This window comes from Actinomadura sp. KC345 (assembly GCF_004348515.1).
Taxonomy (GTDB): Bacteria; Actinomycetota; Actinomycetes; order Streptosporangiales; family Streptosporangiaceae; genus Spirillospora.
In genome coordinates, this window is record NZ_SMKH01000172.1 from 1 (window position 1) to 15,944 (window position 15,944).

The window sequence follows — 15,944 nt, forward strand, 5'->3', positions numbered from 1 at the left end:
TCAGGGGCCTGGTCGGGGGCCTGGTCGGCGGGCGCCTGGGCCGCCTGGACGGACCGCTCCCGCGCGGTGTCCCGCGCCGGGCGGGCCTCGGCGGCCGTGGCGGCGTCGTTCACCGCGCCGGTCGATACCACCTCACCGGGCACCCAGCCTCCCTAGTCCATCGGGCGCATGTCCGCGGCACCCCGCGGCTTCGCCCGTCCCCACCGGACCCTGATGCCGCCAGTGTATCCGGCGCCTATTCGGCACTAGACGGTAACCAGCGAATGGACGTCCAGATTCCCCAGCTTGTCGCGTCCGTGGAGGAACGACAGTTCGAGGAGCACCGACAGGCCGACGACCTCCGCTCCGCCGCGGCGGACGAGTTCGGCGGCCGCCCTGGCCGTCCCGCCGGTGGCGAGGACGTCGTCGACGATCAGCACGCGGTCGCCGGGATCGAGCGCGTCGAGGTGGATCTCGATCGTCTCGGTCCCGTATTCGAGATCATAGGTCTCCTCGTGCGTCCGCGACGGCAGCTTCCCCTTTTTGCGCACGGGGACGAACCCCGAGCCGAAGTGGTAGGCGACCGGCGCGGCGAGGATGAACCCGCGGGCCTCGATTCCGACGATCTTGTCGATGGTGCCGCGGCCGTAGTGGTTGACGATCGCGTCCACCACGCCGGCGAAGGCGACGTGGTCGGCCAGCAGGGGGGTGATGTCCTTGAAGACCACCCCGGGCTTGGGGTAGTCGTCCACGTCGCGGATCCGCTCCTGGATCAGCTTGACGAGGTCCACGATGTGCTCTCCTCCTGCATGCCTGCCGCCGCGTCGGTCGCCGCCGGTACCGCTGCCCTGCCCGACCTGCCGCGCGGCAGACGAAGACGGCGACCGGCTCGCGCCGTCGCCGTTCCCGTCTCCCCCGCGCTCACCGCCCGGACCTGCGCCCGGCCGGGGAACGGGCCCGACAGGGCCGAAAGGTCAGCCGTCGGACTTGTCCGCGGCCTTGACCTTCGTCTTCTTGGGCGTGGACTCGGGCTCCTCGGCCTCGGCGGTCTCGTCCGCCTTGCCGTCCTCGTCCGCCGCCTCGTCCGCCGCCTCGTCCGTGTCGCCGGCGTCGTCGTCCTTGGAGAGGTCGACGCGGTCGCCGTCCTCGTCCTCGTCGTCATCGTCGTCGTCGAGGTCCTCGGGCTCGTCGTCCTTGAGGACCTGCATGACGGCCTGCTTGACGAAGTGGACCTCGACGCCGTCCGCGATCTCAAGGAGAAGGCCGTCGTCGTCGACCTCCACGACGGTCGCGCGCATGCCGCTGGTCGTCAGAACGCGCGCACCGGGCTCGATGGCGCTCTGCATCTGCAACTGCTCCTTGCGGCGCTTGCTCTGCGGCCGGATGAGCAGGAAGTAGAAGACCAGGGGAATGGCGAGAAGGAGAAGCAGGTTGAAGGCCCCGCTGCCGCCGGACTCAGCCGCAATGATCATGTCGCCACCCATTACTGGGGCATCCTTCCGATGTGGTTAAGCCCAGCCTGGTGACCGGACCGGTGAAATGCAACGGGACCGCCGGCTGGAGCGGTGAATCAAGTCCCGGAGTCTAGAGAGTACGGCAGACCCCGGCAACGACGTGACGACCGGCGACGCCCGGAAGTTCCCAACCCGTTATGGGATGATCACGATTCGGGCCCGCCGTCCTCGCCGACGTCGAACAGCGTCCCCGCCATCGGCGCCGTGGGCGGCTGGGCGAGGCCCAGGTGCGCCCACGCGGCGGCCGTGGCGATCCGCCCCCGCGGCGTCCTCGCCAGCAGGCCCTGCCGGACGAGGAACGGCTCGGCGACGACCTCCACGGTCTCGGGCTCCTCCCCCACCGACACGGCCAGCGTCGACAGCCCCACGGGGCCGCCGCCGAACTTGCGCATCAGCGACTCCAGGACGGCACGGTCCAGCCGGTCGAGGCCCCGTTCGTCCACCTCGTACAACGCGAGGGCCGCCCGCGCTGATTCCTGGGTGATGGTCCCGTCGGCGCGCACCTCGGCGTAGTCGCGGACGCGGCGCAGCAGCCGGTTGGCGATGCGGGGCGTGCCCCGGGAGCGGCCGGCCACCTCGGCGGCCGCCTCGTCGCCGATCTCCACGTCCAGGAGGGCCGCCGACCGCCGGACGATGACCTCCAGCTCGGCCGGCTCGTAGAAGTCCATGTGCGCGACGAACCCGAACCTGTCGCGCAGCGGGCCCGGCAGCATCCCCGCCCGGGTGGTGGCGCCGACCAGGGTGAAGGGCGCGACGTCCAGGGGGATCGCGGTCGCACCCGGCCCCTTCCCGACGACGACGTCGACCCGGAAGTCCTCCATCGCCATGTAGAGCATCTCCTCGGCGGGCCGCGCCAGCCGGTGGATCTCGTCGAGGAACAGCACCTCGCCCTCGGCGAGCGTCGACAGCACGGCCGCGAGGTCGCCGGCCCGTTCGATCGCCGGCCCGGACGAGATCCGCAGCGGCTGCCCCAGCTCCGCCGCGATGATCATGGCCAGGGTGGTCTTGCCGAGCCCCGGCCCGCCCGACAGCAGCACGTGATCGGGCGTCCGGCCGCGCCGCAGCGCGCTCTGGAGCACCAGCGAGAGCTGCTCGCGCACCCGCTCCTGCCCGACGAAGTCGTCCAGCTTTCCGGGCCGCAGCGCGGCCTCGATCCGCTGCTCCTCGGCCCCGTCCGCGTCCGGCGACACGAGCCGTTCGGGTTCGCTCACTTGCTCAGCTTCCTCAGCGCGGACTTCAGGAGAGCGGCGACGGGCGGCGCCTCGCCCCCGTCGAGGTCGGCGGCGACGGCGTCCACGGCCGCGTCGGCGTCCTTGGCGGACCAGCCGAGGTTGATCAGGCCCATCTGGACCTGTTCGCGCCACGGCTCGGCGCGGGCGGGCGCGCGGAGGTCGCCGGCGCCGGCCCCGACCGGGCCACCGAGGCGGTCCCTGAGCTCCAGGACGATGCGCTGGGCGCCCTTCTTGCCGATGCCGGGGACCTTGGTGAGGGCCGTCACGTCCTCGGCGGCCACGGCGTGCCGCAGCGCGTTCGGCGTGTGGACGGCGAGCATCGCCAGCGCGAGGCGGGGCCCGACGCCGCTCGCCGTCTGCAGCAGCTCGAAGACCGTGCGCTCGTCGTCGTCGGCGAACCCGAACAGTGTGAGGGAATCCTCCCGGACGACGAGGGAGGTGGGCACCTTCGCCTCGTCGCCGACCCGCAGCCCGGCCAGGGTGGCGGGGGTGCACTGCACGGACAGGCCGACGCCGTGCACGTCGATCACCGCGCCGTCGGGCCCGGCGGCGGCCACCCGGCCGCTGACGAAGGCGATCACTGGACGTCTCCTCCTCTGGTCCGGGCGGCGAGCCGCTCGCGTTCGGCCCTGGCCGCCTCCTCGATCCGCGACCGCTGCGCGTGAGCGAGCCGCTGCTGCGCTCCCCCGCGCCACACGTGGCAGATGGCCAGCGCGAGCGCGTCGGCCGCGTCAGCGGGCCTGGGGGCCGCGTCCAGGGACAGCAGCCGGGTCACCATCCGGGTCACCTGGGCCTTGTCGGCGCGCCCGTTCCCGGTGACGGCGGCCTTCGCCTCGCTCGGGGTGTGCAGCGCCACCGGGAGGCCGCGGCGGGCCGCCGCCAGCATCGCGACCCCGGCGGCCTGCGCGGTGCCCATCACGGTGCGGACGTTGTGCTGGGAGAACACGCGCTCGACGGCGACGGCGTCGGGACGGAACTCCTCCATCAGCGCCTCGATGCCCGCCTCGATGCCCAGCAGGCGCAGGGCGGCGTCCTCGTCGGGGGCCGTCCGCACGACGGACACGTGCACCAGGTGGAGCCGTTTGCCCGGGGCGCCCTCGACGACCCCCACCCCGCATCGGGTGAGCCCGGGGTCCACCCCCATCACCCGCAAGGCCGCTCCTTCGATCACCTGTTCGGCCGCCAACGCTATCAATCCGGCGTCGTCTTCGTGGAGGGATGCGGCGGGCGTGTTCCGAGAAGAAGTCCGGCTAGAAGAAGTCGAGGGAGAACGGCGTGGCCGCGAACGCGGGTGACAGCGCTTCCGCGTCCCCGCCCTCGACCAGGCCGGCGAGGCGCAGCGTGGTCACGGGGACGCCCGCGTACAGGGCCGACAGGCCGCGCGGCCCGAGCCGCACGGCGCCGGCGGTCTCCGGCGACCGTTCCAGCCGCCCCTCACCGTCCTCGATCTCCAGCCGCCAGTGGCCCGAGTTCCCCGGGCACTGCGGGTCGTCGATCAGCAGCGGAACCCCGGCGGTCACCCCGGCCGGGTAGCCGCGCGCTCGGATCGCCGCGGGCGCGTCGACCACCCGCAGCATCCACTGGGTCCGGTGGACGGTCTCGTACAGGCGGCGCTCGTGCGGCAGCCAGAGCACCGGGTCCATGGGGGAAACGCAGGCGCGGACGGTCTCGGCGGTCGACGAGCCGGATCCGACGATGGCCCACAGCGCCCGGAGGGTCCGCTCGGACGACGCGACGAGCCGGGTGACCTCAAGCCCGGTGTTGCCTCCCGACCAGTGGTAGGAGAGGAACCCGTCCTCGGCGAGGTAGACGTACTCGTCGCGGTGCCCGAGCATGCCGCGCCACCTCGCCTCCGGCCATCCGACGGGGCCGCTGTCGCGTGCCCGCTCGTGCGCGCGGCCGATGACGGCGGCGGCCTCCCCGGCGTCCTCCCGCCCGGCGCGGCGGACGGGCACCCGCTCGGCGGCGACCGTGCGCAGCGCCTCGGCCGGTATCTCGATGTGGTGCTGGGCGCCCGCGTGCTCCCAGCCGAGCGACCGGTAGATCCGCGTCGTGGCGGGATACAGCATCGCGAGCGGATGCCCGAACCCGGCGCACCGCCGCAGCAGATCGGTCATCAGCCGGCGGCCGAGCCCCCGGCCGCGGTCCTCGGGCGCGACGGTGATCGCGCTGACGCCGGCCATCGAGACCGGACGCCCGTGCCACCACTGCGTCATGTCGTGCAGGACGCCCGTGGCGACGATCCGGTCGCCGTCGAACCCGGCGAACCACCGCCCGGCCTCCCAGGTCGGCCGGGCGGCCTCGCTGCGCCGCTCCCACGCCTCGTCGAGCACCGGCCCGAAGGCGCGTGCCGTGCTGTCGCGGACGGCGTACCTCTCGTCCCACCCGAGAGCCCGGATCTCCATGATCCAGACCGTATGCCATGCGGGAACGCGGTACCGCCGGCGCCTCAGTCCAGGGCGGCCAGGACCTCGTCGGGGACGTCGAAGTTCGCGTAGACGTCCTGGACGTCGTCGGAGTCTTCGAGGGCGTCCAGGAGGCGGAAGACCTTCTTGGCGTTGTCCTCTTCCAAGGGGACGGTGACGCTCGGGAGGAACTTGCTCTCGGCCGACTCGTAGTCGATCCCGGCGTCCACCAGGGCGGTGCGGACCGCGACCAGGTCGCCCGCCTCGCTGACGACCTCGAAGTTCTCCTCGTCGAGGTCGTTGACCTCCTCGGCCCCGGCCTCCAGGACGGCGAGCATCACGTCGTCCTCGCTGGTGCCCGCCTTGGGGACGATCACGACGCCCTTGCGGTTGAACATGTAGGAGACCGAGCCCGGGTCGGCGAGCGAGCCGCCGTTGCGGGTGAGCGCGACGCGGACCTCGGACGCGGCGCGGTTGCGGTTGTCGGTCAGGCACTCGATGAGGACGGCGACGCCTCCGGGGGCGTAGCCCTCGTAGGTGATGTTCTGCCAGTCGGCGCCCCCGGCCTCCTCACCGGCGCCGCGCTTGCGCGCGCGCTCGATGTTGTCGTTGGGGACGGAGTTCTTCTTCGCCTTGTAGATGGCGTCGTAGAGGGTCGGGTTGGCCTCCGGGTCACCGCCGCCGGTGCGGGCCGCGACCTCGATGTTCTTGATCAGCTTGGCGAAGAGCTTGCCCCGCTTGGCGTCGAGGGCCGCCTTCTTGTGCTTGGTCGTCGCCCACTTGGAATGGCCGGACATCTGTCACTCCTCCTCTGTCGTCCGGCGCACCAGATCGGCGAAGTAGTGGTGCACGCGGAAATCGCCTGTCAACTCCGGATGGAACGCGGTCGCCATGAGGCGTCCCTGGCGGACGGCGACGATCCTACCGACGTTCGGGCCGCTCTCGGCGTGTCCGAGGATCTCGACGCCGCCGCCGACGGACTCCACCCACGGCGCGCGGATGAAAACGGCGTGGTACGGCGCGTCCCCCATCCCGGTCAGGGGGACGTCCGCCTCGAACGAGTCGACCTGCCGTCCGAAGGCGTTGCGCCGCACGGTCATGTCGATCCCGCCGATCGTCTCCTGGCCCGCGGCGCCGTCCCTGATCCGGTCCGCCAGCATGATCATCCCGGCGCAGGAGCCGTAGGCGGGCAGGCCGGCCTCGATCCGCTTGCGCAGCGGCTCCAGCAGCTCGAACGCGCGCGCCAGCCGCCACATGGTGGTGGACTCGCCGCCCGGCAGGACGAGGCCGTCCACCCGCTCCAGCTCCTCGGGGCGGCGCACGTCCAGGGTGCGCGCCCCGGCCGCCTCCAAAGCGCGTGCATGCTCGCGCACGTCGCCCTGCAGGGCGAGGACGCCGATCGTCGGCACAGCGGTCACGTCGAAACCTTCCGGGGTGCGGGGGGTCGTTCAAGCCTAGACGCCGGCCACGGCGTCCTCGACGTACAACGCCCCTCGGCCTCGCAGGCTTCCGGGATCGCGCGTCAGGCGTGCTTGAAGCGGCGGAGCGGCAGCTCCAGCGGCAGGAAGCCGTCCTTGCCGCGGTCGGCGATGCCGCGGCCGAACATGTGCGCCTCGGCGAGCGCGAGGCCGAACTCCTCCGGGTCGAACGGCAGCGGGACGTCCTGGGCCCCGGCGTCGATGGCCCGCCAGAACGGCGCCTCGGCGGGGAGCCGCCCGCCCTGGTCGACGACGACGCCGTCCTCGGCCGTGACGAACACGTCCCGGAGCAGCTCGCCGGACTCGTACCAGCGGAACCAGCAGCCGCGGATGACGGTGTGCAGGACGAGGACGCCGCAGCGCGAGCCCGGCAGCGAGGCCGCGGCGGTGTCTGCGATCCGGCGCGCGTCGTCGTCGAGGCAGAACAGCCGCCGGTCGCACAGCAGCAGCGCCCGTTCGAACGCCCCGACGAACAGCTCGTCCTCGTACGGCCAGAGCGCGAAGTCCAGGACCGTGTCACCGGTCTCGGTCAGGGTGTCCGCCGGGTAGAGGCCGCGCGCGATCGCCGCGGCGGCGTCCGGATCGGGCACCAGGCCCGGCCGGAACACCTCGGCGGGTTCACCCGCGCTCGCGCACGCCAGCGCGACCGACCAAGCCATGCTCTCCCCTCCCGCGGCCGGGCACCGCCCAAGGGCCCCGCACCGAGCGTCGGGGCGTCCTCACCGGCCGCGTCCGCCAGCGTAAACCCTGTAAGGGCGCGCTGTGGAGTGGGGACGGCGCCGGGCGGGGAAGGGGCCCGGCCGTCCCCGCCGCCCGCGCCCCCGTGTCACCAGCCGCGGCCGGCGAACTTCTGGTCCTCGCCGAGGACCGCGGCGTTGATGCCGACCATGGCCTCGCCGAGGCCGCGGGACACCTTGGCGATGACGCCGGGGTCGTCGTGGAAGGTGGTGGCCTTGACGATGGCCTCGGCGCGCTGGGCCGGGTTGCCGGACTTGAAGATCCCGGAGCCGACGAAGACCCCCTCGGCGCCGAGCTGCATCATCATCGCGGCGTCGGCGGGAGTCGCGATGCCGCCCGCGGTGAACAGCACGACGGGCAGCTTCCCGGCGGCGGCGACCTCCTTGACCAGCTCGTAGGGGGCCTGGAGCTCCTTGGCGGCGACGTACAGCTCGTCCTCGGGAAGGGTCTGGAGCCTGCGGATCTGCTGCCGGATCTGGCGCATGTGCGTGGTGGCGTTGGAGACGTCGCCGGTGCCGGCCTCGCCCTTGGAGCGGATCATGGCCGCGCCCTCGGTGATGCGGCGCAGCGCCTCGCCGAGGTTGGTCGCGCCGCAGACGAACGGGACGGTGAACGCCCACTTGTCGATGTGGTTGTCGTAGTCGGCCGGGGTGAGCACCTCGGACTCGTCGACGTAGTCGACGCCGAGGGACTGCAGCACCCGCGCCTCGACGAAGTGGCCGATGCGCGCCTTGGCCATGACCGGGATGGAGACCGAGCCGATGATCCCGTCGACCATGTCGGGGTCGCTCATCCGGGAGATGCCGCCCTCGGCGCGGATGTCGGCGGGCACCCGCTCCAGGGCCATGACGGCGACCGCGCCCGCGTCTTCGGCGATCTTCGCCTGCTCGGGCGTGACGACGTCCATGATCACGCCGCCCTTGAGCATCTCCGCCATGCCGCGCTTGACCCGGGCGGTCCCGGTCTCGGGCGCGGCGTCGTCAGGGGCGGGACTGGAAGTGGACACGGGTTTTCCTTACGTGGCAGGACGACAAGTCCTTTCCATGGTATTGCCTGCTCGTGGGACCTCTCGACCCGCCACAGTGTCAACGCGGAGCGGCCACGGCTTACAGTGTGGTGGTTGACACGGCGTCAAGGGCCGCCGCTAGGGCGTGCGGGGCCTGCCGTCGTTGACGAGGACCATCCAGACCTGCCCGGGGGCGAACGTCATCGGCGCGCCGTCGGCGGTGGTGAAGGTGGTCCCCTCCTTCTCCGACGGCCGCGACCACGTGGCGTCGTAGGACCTGCCGTCGCGCAGGACGCGGGCCCGCCCGCTGCCGGTGGTCTTGATCAGCGGCGTGTAGTTGCCGAGGAAGTCGTGGAACTTCGACCGGGTCGTCTTGGCGTACTGGATGACGACCGTCTCGCCCCCCAGGCGCCCGCCCTCGGCGGCGCGGTCGGGCCGGCCGCCGAAGCTGGCGAGCCACCGCCTCTGCTTCTTCGACCAGGTGAATCCCATGCTGGCGGACGGCCAGCGCGCCGTGAAGGACCTGGTCGGCTCGCCGCCGGGCGGGGCGTCCCCGAAGCGGAAGCCGATGTCGCGCGCCTCGCCGGCCTTCGGCGCCTTCTTGAGCAGTTCCTCGGGGTCGGCGTAGAGGTTGTACGGGATCGGCTTGGACCCGGACCGGAAGTACGCGCCTCCGGCGTTCTCCTGTGAGATGTCGTACACCGGCGCCTTGCGGACGTACTTCTTCATCTTGCTCTGGACGCCCGAGAACGCGAACGCCGGCTTGCCGAACTGCGGGAGGATGTGCAGGTCGGAGATGCGGGCGCTGCGGACGGGCCCGACGCGCTCCGGCAGCTGCGAGGAGTAGACCGCCATCAGCCGGGTCTCGCCGCCCTCGACCTGCTCGACGTAGACGATGTCGGCGTCCTTCACCCCGCTCTGCGGGAGCGCGGGCCGGGTGTTCTCGACCTTGACGGCGAGGACGGGGTTGCCGATGCCCTTCCTCTCGCCCGTGAACGGATGCGTCCTGGGCGCGGGCGTCTCGCTCGGCGTGGGCCCGGCCGTACTGCGCGGCGGCGGAGCCGTCTCCGGGCCGCCCGGGTCCGAGCAGGCCGACAGGGCGGCGCCGAGGACGAGGGCCCCGAGAGCGGCTGCCGAACGGGCCCGGACGGGGGCGTCCCAGGCGGATCGCACGATGAACCCTCCCTTGTACGGTCTGCCAGAGGGTAGCGAACGCGACCGGATGCGCCCGCCCTCCCATCGGTACGGCCGGACGGCCCCGAAGTGATCAATCCGGCCCGCGGTCCGGACGCCCGCCCCTCAGATTCCCGGCGGGTCGTCGTCGATCTCGAAGAAGTCCGGGAGGGGCGCGCGGCCGGCGAGCGGCAGGACGCGGATGAGCAGCTTGCGGCGGGCGATCCTGGCCTGGGAGACGGCGTCGTTGTAGAACCGGCGGGCGTAGGCGACCTTCGCGGCGGCCGCGGACAGCTCGTCCAGCACCCCTTCCCCCGCCCCCTTGGCGGTGAGGCTGCCGACGAACTCGGGCTGGTCGACGACCGCGCGCAGCGCCCGCGACAGGTCGCTCTCGGCGAACTCGCGGTTGTCGGCGTCGGCGGTGCGGGCCTCGTGGGCGGCAGTGGCCAGCACCAGGCTGGTGGCCGGGTCGAGGAGGCGGGAGGCGGCCAGCTCCAGCGTCGCCGCGGCCCGCCGCACGAGCGCGGCGTCCAGCGCGGCGCGGGCGGTCTCGACGCGGACGTGCAGCCGGTCGAGCCTGGTGGCGCGCCACGACACGTACACGCCGGCCAGGAACACGACGGCGATCCAGAACAGGACGTCGATGATCCAGTCGTACATCGGGGTTCCCCTACAGACTCGACACGGGCTAGGCGCCGAGGCCGGACTCGACGACGCCGGCGGCGCCGAAGGCGACGGTCTCGTAGACCCGGACCACGTCGCGGGCCACGGACGACCAGTCGTAGTCGCGGACGGCGGCACGGGCCTCCGCCGACAGCTGCTTGCGCCTGGCGGGGTCGTCGAGCAGCTCGCCGGCCGCCGCGGCGAGGGCCTCGTGGTCGCCCGTGGGGAACAGCGCCCCGGCGCGCCCGCCGCGCAGCACCCGGTCGAACGCCTCGATGTCGCTGGCCAGGATCGGCGCGCCCGCCGACATGGCCTCGGCGAGCACGATCCCGAAGCTCTCCCCGCCGAGGTTGGGGGCGACGAACACGTCCACGGAGTGGTAGGCGCGGACCTTGTCCTGCTCGCTGACCAGGCCGAGGACGACGACCCGGTCGCGCAGCTCCGGCGAGACCCGCGACACCACGTCGTCGGCGTCGCCGGGACCCGCCAGCAGCAGCCGAAGGCCGGCCCGCTTCCGGGCGAGGATCTCGAACGCGCGCAGCAGGACGTCCAGGCCCTTGCGGGGCTCGTCCATCCGGCCGAGGAACCCGAGGGCCTCCCCGTCGCCGGGGCGGCGCGGGACCTCGCCGCGGCCGGGCCAGCCGGGCAGCGGGGCGGCCATCGCGTACCGCTCGGTCGCGACGCCGTTCGGGATCAGCACGGCGTCGCCGCCGAGGTGCTCGACGAGGGTGGTGCGGGCGGCCTCGGACACCGCGATCCTGCCGGTGATCTTCTCCAGCGCGCTCTGCAGGATCGGCGCGGTGACCGACATCGCCCGCGACTTGACGTGTGAGGCGTGGAAGGTGCCGACGATCGGGCCGTCGGCGGACCAGCAGGCCAGCAGCCCGAGCGACGGCGCGGCGGGCTCGTGGACGTGCAGGACGTCGAAGCCGCCCTCGTTGATCCAGCGCCGGACGCGGCCCGCCGACAGGAACCCGAACGCCAGCCGGGCCACCGAGCCGTTGTAGGGGACGGGGACGGCGCGCCCGGCGGACACGACGTAGGGCGGCAGCTCCGCGTCGTCGTCCGCGGGTGTGATCACCGACACCTCGTGGCCGAGCGCGATGAGCGCCTCGGCGAGGTCGCCGATGTGCTGCTGGACGCCGCCCGGGACGTCCCACGTGTAGGGGCAGACGATGCCGGTCTTCATCGGCCGCCGCCCGCCCGGTCGCCCGGCGGGTCGTCCACCCAGACCTTCTGCAGCATGTGCCAGTCCTCCGGGTGCGCGGCGATCCCCGCCTCGAAGACGCGCGCCAGCTCCTGGGTCATGGCCTGGATCTTCTCCTGTCTGCCGCCCTCGCCCGGGACCTGGATCTCGTCGTGGACGCGCGCCGCCCAGTACTCGCCCTCGTACCAGAGTGTCACGGGAATGAGGGCGGCGCCGGTCTGGACGGCGAGCGCGGCCGACACGGCCGGCATCCTGGCGGTGGCGCCGAAGAACTCCACGTCGATCCCGCTCTCGGTCAGGTCGCGGTCGACGACGAGGCACACCGGCCGGCCGGCGCGGAGCCGCTGGGCCATCCGGCCGTACGCGGAGGCGCCCTTGTGAGCGAGCACCTCCATGCCGAGCCCTTCCCGGAACTCCACGAACCGGTCGAACACCGACTCGGGCTTGAGCCGCTCGGCGACCGTGGTGAACGGGTACCCGCAGTGCACCAGCCACGCGCCGGCGTGCTCGTAGTTGCCCATGTGGGGCAGGGCGAGGATGACGCCGCGCCCGGCGTCGAGGTTGGTGAAGATCTTCTTCTCGCCGGTCACCCGCATCCGGCCGAGGATCCGCGCCCGGCTGTACTCGGGGAGCCGGAACACCTCCAGCCAGTAGCGGAAGTAGGAGCGCATGACCTTCTTGCTGAGGACGCGGACCTCGTCGTCGACGGCGTCCTTGCCGAGGACGCGGCACAGGTTCCTCTCCAGCTGCCGGACGCCGGCGCCGTGGCGGTGCCAGGTGCGGTCGGCGAGCGCGGTGAACGCGAGCCGGGCCGCGGCCTCGGGCATCTTGCGGACGACCGTCCAGCCCGCGGCGTACGCGGCGTCGGTCACCTCGTCGCGCAGTGACGCGCGGTCCGCGCCGCCGTCCGGCGCGCGGGGGTCGCTCATGGACGCGGCTCCGGCGCGGGCTCGGGCGCGGGCTCGGCGCCGTCCTTCGCCTGGGCGTGGACGGCGGCGAACCGCTGCCCGACCGTGATCGTGCTGAGCGCCGCGAGGAGCCACAGCGCGGCGGCGAGGATGAAGGGGACGCCGAGCCCGTGGAACCCGGCGGCGACGAGGGCGACGATCAGGCGTTCCGCGCGCTCGGCGATGCCCACGTCGCAGGTGTAGCCGAGCCCTTCGGCCCGGGCCTTGGCGTACGACACCACGGCCCCGGCGACCAGGCAGTACAGGGCGGCCCCGGCGAGGAACTCCTGCCCGTCCCGGTACAGCCCGATCATCAGCCCGGCGAAGATCGCGGCGTCGGCGACCCGGTCCATCGTGGAGTCCAGGAACGCGCCGAACTTCGAGATCTTCCCGGTGACGCGGGCGACCGCGCCGTCCAGCATGTCGAACAGGACGAACGCGGTGATGACCATCGTCCCCCAGAAGTACTCGCCGCGCGGGAACAGCACGAGCGCGCCGGCGGCGACGCCCAGCGTCCCGATGACGGTGATGGCGTTGGGCGAGACCCTGGTCCGCGCGACCGCGTGTCCGACGGGGGTGAGGACGCGCCCCAGCGCGGGCCTGATTCTGTTGAGCATCGCCGTCCGTTCTCGTGTCTCGGGGAGAGGCCCCCGGCGGGCCGCCGCGGCGCGCCCATCGTAGTGCGGACGTGTCCTACCAAGGGGCGCACAGGGTGGTCAGGGCGGGTTTGCGCGGCACGCACCACGGACAGATCACGGTTGATTGCCCTTCACCCCTTGTGATCCCGCCCGTCCCGGGAAAAGGTGGTGGTACGGGTGTGACGTCGGTCACGCACGTTGGACGAGGATCGGACGCCGCACTCGGACGTCAAGGCCGGGCCCCTGGGGGCCGGGCCGCGAACGCACGCGGGCCTGCACGCGAGACCCGTCCGAGGAGGAGTCATGGCGGACAAGGGAGGCCACCCGGGTGCCCCCGGCAGGGCACCGGAGGCCGGCGGGTGCGACAAGGTACGGAACGTCGCGCTGGTCGGCCATTCCGGAACCGGGAAGACGACGCTCGTGGAGGCGCTGCTCGCCGCCACGGGCACGCTGCAGCGAGCGGGACGGGTCGAGGACGGCACGACCGTCAGCGACTTCGACGAGGTGGAGGTGCGCCAGCAGCGCTCGGTGAACCTCGCCCTCGCCCCGTTCTCCTACGGCGGCATGAAGATCAACCTCATCGACACGCCGGGGTACGCCGACTTCGTCGGCGACCTGCGGGCCGGGCTGCGCGGCGCCGACGCGGCGCTGTTCGTGATCTCGGCGGTGGACGGCATCGACGGCCTGACCAGGATGATCTGGGAGGAGTGCGCGGCGGTGGGGATGCCGCGCGCGATCGTCATCACCAAGGTCGACCAGCAGCGCGGCGACTACGACGACGTGGTCATGGCCTGCCAGGACGTCTTCGGCGAGGGCGTCGCGCCGCTGTACTTCCCGGCCGGCGGGGGGGACGGGCTGAAGGGCCTGATCGGGCTGCTGTCGCAGCGCTGCCTCGACTACTCCACCGGGCGGCGGACCGAGTGCGACCCCGACCCGCGGTACCTGGACCAGATCGCCGAGCAGCGCGCGTCGCTGATCGAGGGCATCATCCAGGAGAGCGAGGACGAGTCCCTCATGGACAGGTACCTGTCCGGTGAGGACCTCGACGTCAAGGCGCTCATCGAGGACCTGGAGACCGCGGTCGCGCGTGGCAGCTTCTTCCCCGTCCTCGCGACGTCGGTCCCGCACGGCGACCATCCGGGCCCGGTCGTCGGCATGCAGGAGCTCCTGGAGGTCATCACCCAGGCGTTCCCGTCGCCCCTCGAACGCGGCATTCCGCCCGTGGCCCCCGTCAAGGGCGGGCCGCCGAGGGAGCTGTCCTGCGACCCCGAGGGGCCGCTGGTCGCCGAAGTGATCAAGACCACGTCCGACCCCTACGTCGGGCGGATCTCCCTGGTCCGGGTCTTCTCCGGGACGCTGCGGCCGGACACGACCGTGCACGTCTCGGGGCACGGCATGCAGGACCGCGGGCACGAGGACCACGACGTCGACGAGCGGGTGGGCGCGCTCACCTCGCCGCTCGGCAAGACGCAGCGCACCGCGTCGTCCTGCATGGCGGGCGACATCTGCGCGGTGGCGAAGCTCACCCGCGCGGAGAGCGGCGACACCCTGTCCGATCCCGGCTCGCCGGTCGTGATGGCGCCCTGGTCGATGCCCGACCCGCTGCTGCCGGTCGCGATCCGCGCGAAGTCCAAGGCCGACGAGGACAAGCTCAGCCAGGCGCTCGGCCGCCTCGTCGCCGAGGACCCGACGCTGCGGCTGGAGAACAACTCCGAGACGCGGCAGCTGGTGCTGTGGTGCATGGGCGAGGCCCACGCCGACGTGCTGATCGACCGTCTCAGGACCCGCTACGGCGTCGAGGTCGAGCGGATCGACCTGCGGGTCCCGCTGCGGGAGACGTTCGGCGGGACCGCCAAGGGCCTCGGCCGGCACGTCAAGCAGAGCGGCGGCCACGGCCAGTACGGCATCTGCCACGTCGACGTGGAGCCGCTGCCGTCCGGTGAGGGCTTCGAGTTCGTCGACAAGATCGTCGGCGGGGTGGTGCCGCGGCAGTTCATCCCGTCGGTGGAGAAGGGCGTCCGGCAGCAGATGGGACGCGGTGTGTCCGCCGGGTATCCGCTGGTCGACATCAAGGTCACCCTGCACGACGGCAAGGCCCATTCGGTCGACTCGTCCGACATGGCGTTCCAGGCGGCCGGCGCGCTCGCGCTCAAGGACGCCGCGGCGTCGGTGCCGATCCTGCTGCTGGAGCCGGTGGACGAGGTGGAGGTCCTGATCGCCGACGAGTACGTGGGCGCGATCATGTCCGATCTGACGTCCCGGCGGGGCCGGGTGCAGGGCTCCCAGGCGGTGCCCGGCGGCCGCACCATGATCAAGGCGGAGGTGCCCCAGCTGGAGATCATCCGCTACGCGATCGACCTGCGGTCGATGTCGCAGGGCACGGGCACGTTCAGCCGCACGTTCCTGCGCTACGAGCCGCTCCCGCCGCACCTGTCCGACAAGGTCGCCGCCGAGTCCAAGGACGCCTAGGACCCGGCGGGGCGCTCACGGCGCGCGTGCCGGAGGTCCCGCCCGTCCCCGCCGGGCGGGACCCTCAGACCGCCGGCCATGCGTCGGCCAGCATCTGCCGCGTGTCGCGCAGCAGCTGCGGCAGCACCTTGGTGCGCCCGACGACCGGCATGAAGTTGGTGTCGCCGCCCCAGCGCGGGACGACGTGCTGGTGCAGGTGCGCCGCGATCCCCGCGCCCGCGACGAGGCCGAGGTTCATGCCGACGTTGAAGCCCTGCGCGCCGCTGCACTTGCGCAGGGCCGTGAGGGAACGCTGGGTGAACGCCGCGAGCTCCAGGTACTCCGGCTCGTCCAGGTCGGCGTAGTCGGCGACGTGCCGGTACGGGACGACCATCAGGTGCCCCGAGTTGTAGGGGTAGAGGTTCAGCACCGTGAACACCGACTCGCCGCGGGACACGACGAGGCCCTCCTCGTCGGACATGCCCGGGATCTCGCAGAACGGGCAGCCGTCGTCCC

The 15,944-nt window shown here is 72.6% G+C and carries 17 protein-coding genes; 1 reads left to right on the plus strand and 16 read right to left on the minus strand.

The features are described from left to right. Nucleotides 1–245: 245 nt before the first annotated feature. The 15 genes from E1281_RS25060 to pgsA form a co-directional block, all read right to left on the minus strand. On the minus strand, nt 246–770 hold the full coding sequence (locus tag E1281_RS25060; RefSeq protein WP_131882117.1) for an adenine phosphoribosyltransferase: 525 nt from the start codon (nt 768–770) through the stop codon (nt 246–248). A gap of 183 nt (nt 771–953) precedes the next feature. Next, complete coding sequence (yajC, locus tag E1281_RS25065; protein ID WP_243717375.1) at nt 954–1,451, minus strand: preprotein translocase subunit YajC; 498 nt, start codon at nt 1,449–1,451, stop codon at nt 954–956. A gap of 188 nt (nt 1,452–1,639) precedes the next feature. Continuing rightward, nucleotides 1,640–2,704, minus strand: a complete 1,065-nt coding sequence (gene ruvB, locus E1281_RS25070; protein WP_131882119.1) for a Holliday junction branch migration DNA helicase RuvB — start codon at nt 2,702–2,704, stop codon at nt 1,640–1,642. Beyond that, a complete protein-coding gene (ruvA, locus tag E1281_RS25075; protein WP_131882120.1) occupies nt 2,701–3,306 on the minus strand; it encodes a Holliday junction branch migration protein RuvA in 606 nt (201 codons plus the stop codon). Before ruvA ends, ruvB begins: the two co-directional genes overlap by 4 nt. Then, on the minus strand, nt 3,303–3,878 hold the full coding sequence (ruvC, locus tag E1281_RS25080) for a crossover junction endodeoxyribonuclease RuvC (RefSeq protein WP_131882121.1): 576 nt from the start codon (nt 3,876–3,878) through the stop codon (nt 3,303–3,305). Before ruvC ends, ruvA begins: the two co-directional genes overlap by 4 nt. A 97-nt stretch (nt 3,879–3,975) precedes the next feature. After that, on the minus strand, nt 3,976–5,130 hold the full coding sequence (locus tag E1281_RS25085) for a GNAT family N-acetyltransferase (protein ID WP_131882122.1): 1,155 nt from the start codon (nt 5,128–5,130) through the stop codon (nt 3,976–3,978). Between the two features lie 44 nt (nt 5,131–5,174). Beyond that, a complete protein-coding gene (locus E1281_RS25090) occupies nt 5,175–5,927 on the minus strand; it encodes a YebC/PmpR family DNA-binding transcriptional regulator (RefSeq protein ID WP_131882123.1) in 753 nt (250 codons plus the stop codon). Between the two features lie 3 nt (nt 5,928–5,930). Then, the gene (pdxT, locus tag E1281_RS25095) at nt 5,931–6,548 is read right to left on the minus strand and encodes a pyridoxal 5'-phosphate synthase glutaminase subunit PdxT (protein ID WP_131882124.1); all 618 of its coding nucleotides are present in this window, start codon (nt 6,546–6,548) and stop codon (nt 5,931–5,933) included. Nucleotides 6,549–6,652: 104 nt separating this feature from the next. After that, nucleotides 6,653–7,267: a hypothetical protein gene (locus tag E1281_RS25100; RefSeq protein WP_131882125.1), complete on the minus strand. Its 615-nt coding sequence runs from the start codon at nt 7,265–7,267 to the stop codon at nt 6,653–6,655. A gap of 167 nt (nt 7,268–7,434) precedes the next feature. Beyond that, nucleotides 7,435–8,352, minus strand: a complete 918-nt coding sequence (gene pdxS, locus E1281_RS25105) for a pyridoxal 5'-phosphate synthase lyase subunit PdxS (protein ID WP_131882126.1) — start codon at nt 8,350–8,352, stop codon at nt 7,435–7,437. Nucleotides 8,353–8,490: 138 nt separating this feature from the next. Then, nucleotides 8,491–9,525, minus strand: a complete 1,035-nt coding sequence (locus E1281_RS25110; protein ID WP_131882127.1) for a DUF3048 domain-containing protein — start codon at nt 9,523–9,525, stop codon at nt 8,491–8,493. A 126-nt stretch (nt 9,526–9,651) separates the two neighbouring features. After that, nucleotides 9,652–10,185, minus strand: a complete 534-nt coding sequence (locus tag E1281_RS25115) for a hypothetical protein (protein WP_131882128.1) — start codon at nt 10,183–10,185, stop codon at nt 9,652–9,654. A 28-nt stretch (nt 10,186–10,213) separates the two neighbouring features. Beyond that, entirely contained in the window at nt 10,214–11,377 is a 1,164-nt protein-coding gene (locus tag E1281_RS25120; RefSeq protein ID WP_131882129.1) for a glycosyltransferase family 4 protein, read from the minus strand. Beyond that, nucleotides 11,374–12,324 carry a phosphatidylinositol mannoside acyltransferase gene (locus tag E1281_RS25125; protein WP_131882130.1) on the minus strand — a complete coding sequence of 317 codons (951 nt, stop codon included), beginning with the start codon at nt 12,322–12,324 and terminating at the stop codon, nt 11,374–11,376. The genes E1281_RS25120 and E1281_RS25125 overlap by 4 nt, the downstream gene beginning before the upstream one ends. Then, nucleotides 12,321–12,959 carry a phosphatidylinositol phosphate synthase gene (pgsA, locus tag E1281_RS25130; RefSeq protein ID WP_131882131.1) on the minus strand — a complete coding sequence of 213 codons (639 nt, stop codon included), beginning with the start codon at nt 12,957–12,959 and terminating at the stop codon, nt 12,321–12,323. The genes E1281_RS25125 and pgsA overlap by 4 nt, the downstream gene beginning before the upstream one ends. 324 nt (nt 12,960–13,283) lie before the next feature. Between pgsA and E1281_RS25135 the strand changes: the two genes are divergently transcribed. Continuing rightward, a complete protein-coding gene (locus E1281_RS25135) occupies nt 13,284–15,449 on the plus strand; it encodes an elongation factor G-like protein EF-G2 (protein ID WP_131882132.1) in 2,166 nt (721 codons plus the stop codon). 64 nt (nt 15,450–15,513) lie between these two features. On the opposite strand, the gene E1281_RS25140 is transcribed toward E1281_RS25135, so the two are convergent. Further along, nucleotides 15,514–15,944 (minus strand): HIT domain-containing protein (locus E1281_RS25140; protein WP_131882133.1); only part of this gene is annotated, 431 nt, incomplete at its 5' end.

Excerpts from the sequence above, each read along its gene's own strand:
- yajC (WP_243717375.1), bottom strand. The coding sequence starts at position 1,451 with ATGATCATTGCGGCTGAGTCCGGCGGCAGCGGGGCCTTCAACCTGCTT.
- E1281_RS25085 (WP_131882122.1), bottom strand. The coding sequence starts at position 5,130 with ATGGAGATCCGGGCTCTCGGGTGGGACGAGAGGTACGCCGTCCGCGAC.
- E1281_RS25090 (WP_131882123.1), bottom strand. The coding sequence starts at position 5,927 with ATGTCCGGCCATTCCAAGTGGGCGACGACCAAGCACAAGAAGGCGGCC.
- E1281_RS25100 (WP_131882125.1), bottom strand. The coding sequence starts at position 7,267 with ATGGCTTGGTCGGTCGCGCTGGCGTGCGCGAGCGCGGGTGAACCCGCC.
- E1281_RS25115 (WP_131882128.1), bottom strand. The coding sequence starts at position 10,185 with ATGTACGACTGGATCATCGACGTCCTGTTCTGGATCGCCGTCGTGTTC.
- E1281_RS25120 (WP_131882129.1), bottom strand. The coding sequence starts at position 11,377 with ATGAAGACCGGCATCGTCTGCCCCTACACGTGGGACGTCCCGGGCGGC.
- E1281_RS25125 (WP_131882130.1), bottom strand. The coding sequence starts at position 12,324 with ATGAGCGACCCCCGCGCGCCGGACGGCGGCGCGGACCGCGCGTCACTG.
- pgsA (WP_131882131.1), bottom strand. The coding sequence starts at position 12,959 with ATGCTCAACAGAATCAGGCCCGCGCTGGGGCGCGTCCTCACCCCCGTC.
- E1281_RS25135 (WP_131882132.1), top strand. The coding sequence starts at position 13,284 with ATGGCGGACAAGGGAGGCCACCCGGGTGCCCCCGGCAGGGCACCGGAG.